Below are 5379 nucleotides of genomic sequence, written 5' to 3' on the forward strand. Positions count from 1 at the left end.
CCCCCCTTGATAAGGGGGGTGCCGATAGGCGGGGGGATCCCCCTTGATAAGGGGGGTGGCTGATAATTTTTAACGCCTACCTACTTAAGTTTTCAGTTCACTGATTACTGATTACTGATCACTGATCACTGAAAAAAGCTTCCCACTTTTATTTGCTGGTGGTTTGAAAACGTTTCCAAACAGGTTCGTAACTTTGCAGAGCTTTCATGTACTGTACCCGTTCAAAAGCAGTGGGATCGGGGCAATTCATTTGACTCATACTGCCAATTAACTGCTCGATCGATTCGTACTCATTTTCTTCCAACCAATGCAATAAACCCTGTTCGATCTTGGTAATTTCCTCCAAACCGTGGCGTAATAAAACACTAACTAACATGGTCGCTTTTGCCCCCACCATCATCATTTTGATCACGTCGATGGCGTTATGAATGCCACTGGTAGCGGCAAAATCCGTCGGTACACGACCGTAAAGCATAGCAATCCAGCGCAGGGGTAAACGCATTGCTTGGGGATTACTGAGGATAATATTGGGGTGAACATCCAAGGTGTCTAAGTCGATATCCGGCTGATAGAAACGGTTAAATAATACCAACCCATCGGCCCCCGCTTCCGCTAATTGTTTAGCCATATTGGCCGTATTGCTAAAGTAGGGACTTAACTTCATCGAGACGGGAATTGATACCTCCGATTTGACAATTTTGAGGATATCAATATAGTTTTGTTCGACGTGATTTCCGGTTAATTCCAGGTCGTTGGGAACATAATAAACATTCAACTCCAAAGCATCAGCGCCCGCTTGTTGAATTTGAATGGCATACTCCAACCATCCCCCAGAGGTCTCACCGTTGAGACTGGCAATAATGGGAATATCGACCATTTCTTTGGCTTTGCGAATATGGTTGAGATATTCGTCGGAACCAACGTGAAAAACCTCCGGTTCGGGAAAATAAGTCAAAGCTTCCGCAAAACTCTCGGCTCCGTGGGTAAAATGATGGTGTAGAGCCAGTCTTTCGTGTTTAATCTGCTCCTCGAAAAAGGAGTGTAAAACCACGGCAGCGGCTCCGAAGTCTTCCATTCTCTTGATATTGTCGATATCCTCGCTCAAGGGTGCGGCCGCACCGATAACTAGCGGCGATCGCAATTGCAAACCCATGTAGGTAGTGTGTAGATTCATAACTATTCCTTGCTCCCTGTACCTTTTGCTGCTAAATACTGATACATTTGCCAGCGCGTATCCACATCTGCTTGTGCTTCTTTGAGCAGACGTTTAGCTTCCTCCGGCTTACTGGTGGCCAACATCTTAAAGCGATTCTCCGAGTAGAGAGTTTGCGCTACGGTAAGCTTAGGCGCACGGCTGTCCAATTGCAGGGGATTTTTGCCTTCTTTAGCTAAATCGGGATGATAACGGTACATTAACCAGCGACCGCTTTCCACCACTTCTTTTTGATGGTTCATGGCGGTGGTCATGTTGATCCCGTGAGCAATACAGTGAGAATAGGCGATAATTAACGATGGCCCGTTGTAAGCTTCCGCTTCTAGGAAAGCTTTGATAGTTTGCTCGTTTCTTGCCCCCATAGCCACGCTGGCCACATAGACGTTACCGTAGGTCATGGCCATTAAACCGAGGTCTTTTTTCGGGCTGGGTTTGCCACCAGAAGCAAATTTAGCTACGGCGGCCCGAGGAGTAGCTTTCGAGGCCTGGCCGCCCGTATTCGAGTAAACTTCCGTATCCATGACCAAAATATTCACATTGCGACCACTGGCTAAAACGTGATCTAAGCCACCATAACCGATGTCGTAGGCCCAACCGTCACCCCCGACAATCCAGACGCTTTTCTTGACCAGATAATCGGCCACGGATAACAACATTTTCACCTGCGTGGTCGGGGTTAATTGCCCTAAACGGGATTTTAGGGCCTCTACCCGTTGCCGTTGTTCGTAAATTTCCGCTTCATCGACTTGGTGACAATTGAGAATATCTGCCGCTAGACTTTCTCCGATTTCACTAGCGAGGGTTCCTAAGAGTTCGGCGGCAAATTCTGCCTGTTTATCGATGGAAACTCGGAATCCTAAGCCAAATTCGGCATTATCTTCAAAGAGGGAATTCGACCAGGCCGGCCCGCGACCTTCGGCGTTAACTGCCCAGGGTGTTGTCGGTAAATTACCTCCGTAGATAGATGAACAACCGGTGGCATTAGCCACTATCATGCGATCGCCAAATAGCTGACTGACCAATTTAACGTAGGGAGTCTCACCACAACCGGCACAAGCGCCGGAAAACTCAAAGAGAGGTTCCTGCATTTGCTGATGGTTAATTTTATTGAGATTTAGGCTTAATCGGTCTGGATTAGGCAAATTAAGGAAGAAATCCCAGTTAACTCGTTCCTGTTCCCGCAGGGGCAATTGGGGAGCCATATTAATCGCTCTTAGACGCGGTTGCGATTTGTTTTTAGCGGGGCAAACATCAACACAGAGACCGCAACCGGTACAATCTTCGGCGGCCACTTGGATGGTGAATTTTAGCCCTTTCCAGTCGTGATCCTTGGCATTTGCGACTTTAAAGGTTTCCGGGGCCGTGGCTAATTCGGCCTCATCATAAACTTTCGAGCGAATAACGGCGTGGGGACAAACGAGAACGCATTTACCGCACTGAACACAGACATCCGCATCCCAAACGGGGATTTCTTGGGCAATATTGCGTTTTTCCCATTGGCTAGTGGCGGTGGGGTAAGTACCATCGTTGGGAAGGGAGCTAACGGGCAATTCATCCCCGTGACGGGCGATAATTTTGCCGAGGACTTCTCGGACGAAAGTGGGTGCAGTGTCGGGAATTGGTGGTCTTAATTCAAAAGCTTCAGGGGTGACAGTGGCGGGAATTGGGACTTGATAGAGGTGTTCTAGGGCAGAATCCACAGCTTTGATGTTCATCTGCACGATTTCTTCGCCTTTCTTGCCGTAGGTCTTGCGGATGGCTTTTTTGATTTGTGCGATCGCATCTTCCCGCGACAAAACCCCCGCTAGGGCAAAGAAACACACCTGCATAACGGTATTAATCCGACTGCCCATCCCCGCTTCTTTGGCTACTTGAGTCGCATTAATCGTATAAACTTGCAGATTTTTATCGATGATAGTTTGCTGGAGATGGCGGGGTAAGTGACTAAACACCTCCTCCGGTGGATAGGGACTATTCAGGAGAAAAATTGAGTTCGATTTAGCGGTTTCTAGCAGGTCAAATTGTTCGACAAATTCCCACTGATGACAGGCGATAAAGTTAGCATCAGTGATTAAATAGGTAGAGCGAATCGGATGGGGCCCAAAGCGTAGGTGAGAAACGGTGACGGAGCCAGATTTTTTGGAATCATAGACGAAATAACCCTGGGCATAATTATCAGTATCTTCACCGATAATTTTAATTGAATTTTTGTTAGCTCCCACCGTACCATCGGAACCTAAACCGTAGAAAACCGCCCGCACTACTTCGTCCGGTTCAGTGGAAAAACTGCGGTCATATTCCAAACTGGAAAAGGTAAGATCGTCAACGATACCAATAGTGAAGTGATTTTTCGGTTTGTCGAGACTTAAGTTATCAAATATACCGGCAATCATGGCTGGAGTAAATTCTTTGGAAGATAAACCGTAGCGTCCTCCCACAATTTTCGGCAGCTTGCCTTCGTACTCTTCCATAAAGGCATTTACCACGTCTAAATATAGCGGATCGCCCCCGGCACCGGGTTCTTTACAGCGATCTAAAACGGCTATTTTTTTCACTGTAGTGGGCAAAGCTGCCAGTAATTTGTCGGCGGCAAAGGGACGATAAAGACGAACTTTTAAGACCCCAACTTTAGCCCCATTTTGATTGAGATAATCCACGGTTTCATGGACGGTTTCCCCTCCCGATCCCATTAACATAATCACTCTTTCGGCATCGGGCGCACCGTGGTATTCATAGAGATGGTATTGCCGTCCTGTTAATTGGGCAAAACGATCCATAATTTTTTGAGTGATATCGGGACAAGCATAATAGAAAGGATTGACGCTTTCCCTTGCCTGGAAATAAACATCGGGATTTTGTGCCGTGCCTCGTAAAACCGGTCGATCGGGAGTTAAAGCCCTTTGACGATGGGCAATAATTAGGTCTTCATCGATCAGTTCTTTGAGAGTTTCATCGCTAATTAATTCGACTTTTTGCACCTCATGACTGGTACGAAACCCATCAAAAAAGTGCAGAAAAGGAATCCTGGTTTCTAGGGTGGTAGCCGTGGCAATAGCCGCCAGATCTTGAGCTTCTTGAACGGAATTAGCCGCTAACATAGCCCAACCCGTACTTCTGGCAGACATGACATCACTATGATCCCCAAAAATTGACAATCCTTGAGCTGCTAAAGCACGGGCAGCCACATGAACCACTGAAGAGGTTAATTCCCCCGCAATTTTGTAGAAGTTGGGGAGCATTAATAATAATCCCTGCGAGGAAGTGAAAGTAGTAGTTAAAGAGCCTGTTTGTAGCGCTCCGTGCAGGGTTCCCGCTGCCCCACCTTCGCTCTGCATTTCGATTACGGAAGGGATGGTTCCCCAGAGATTAGCTCTGCGTTCGGCCGCCCAACTATCGGACCATTCACCCATAGGCGAGGAGGGAGTGATAGGATAAATAGCGATTACTTCACTGAGACGATAGGCAACGCGTGCAACAGCTTCGTTACCGTCTATGGTTGCATAGGTTTTTTTGGTCATGTGTTCCCCTTAGTTTTTACGATATTTGTCGGGATTTTAAGTTTTTTTACGGCTCAATTTCGCACTAAATATCCTCTCGTTTCCCTGACAACCGAAGGATTTTCTTGAGCGTCGCTTTTGACTCCCTATCTACTATTGGACGCTTACGGCAGACAGGCTTAAGTAGAGCAATTTTTCTGTCTCCACCTCGATCATTATCCAGATTCTCGGCTTTCTAGCAATTCGTTATTTTTTCTTAATACGCTGCTGAGTTTGCCAGCAACCGACCCTGGGATTAATTAATATTCAGAATTGAGATAAAAATTAATGATACTTTTTAAAAAAAAGTGCTAGGTCAGAAGATAAGCTGTTGACTATCTAAATTACTCGTTAAGACTGTCTATGAGCAGGGAGAAGGAATTATGAATTATTAATTAGGGTTTGCGGCAAAAAGTTTTTCCTGGGGGCAGGGTGTGGGGTGTGGGGTGTGGGGTGTGGGGTGTCGGAAGAATAAATAGAAATAATCTCGGTTCTTCGGTTTGTGTTATGTAATGGACGGGGGTTATAAGAGATGGAACCCTTATAGAGAAAGACATTGGACGATTTTTGTCAATTGTTTTTGATCTAGAGCGAGCTAATCAGTTAAATCTTTTGCCAGATAAGGATTTA

General features: G+C 46.3%; 3 protein-coding genes. All 3 read right to left on the reverse strand.

Annotation, left to right across the window (positions count from 1 at the left end):
* Positions 1-148 precede the first annotated feature (148 nt).
* On the reverse strand, positions 149-1174 hold the full coding sequence (locus tag PX481_RS26665) for a dihydroorotate dehydrogenase-like protein (RefSeq protein ID WP_079209080.1): 1026 nt from the start codon (positions 1172-1174) through the stop codon (positions 149-151).
* Positions 1175-1176: 2 nt separating this feature from the next.
* Positions 1177-4731, reverse strand: coding sequence for a pyruvate:ferredoxin (flavodoxin) oxidoreductase (gene nifJ, locus PX481_RS26670; protein WP_288096946.1), 3555 nt, complete (start codon positions 4729-4731; stop codon positions 1177-1179).
* Positions 4732-5144: 413 nt separating this feature from the next.
* Positions 5145-5306 (reverse strand): hypothetical protein, encoded by a 162-nt coding sequence (locus PX481_RS26675; protein ID WP_196219802.1) that lies wholly within the window; start codon positions 5304-5306, stop codon positions 5145-5147.
* Between the last annotated feature and the right edge of the window lie 73 nt (positions 5307-5379).

It is taken from the genome of Microcystis sp. M53603_WE2, assembly GCF_030065435.1.

Excerpts from the sequence above, each read along its gene's own strand:
- PX481_RS26665 (WP_079209080.1), bottom strand. The coding sequence starts at position 1,174 with ATGAATCTACACACTACCTACATGGGTTTGCAATTGCGATCGCCGCTA.
- nifJ (WP_288096946.1), bottom strand. The coding sequence starts at position 4,731 with ATGACCAAAAAAACCTATGCAACCATAGACGGTAACGAAGCTGTTGCA.
- PX481_RS26675 (WP_196219802.1), bottom strand. The coding sequence starts at position 5,306 with ATGTCTTTCTCTATAAGGGTTCCATCTCTTATAACCCCCGTCCATTAC.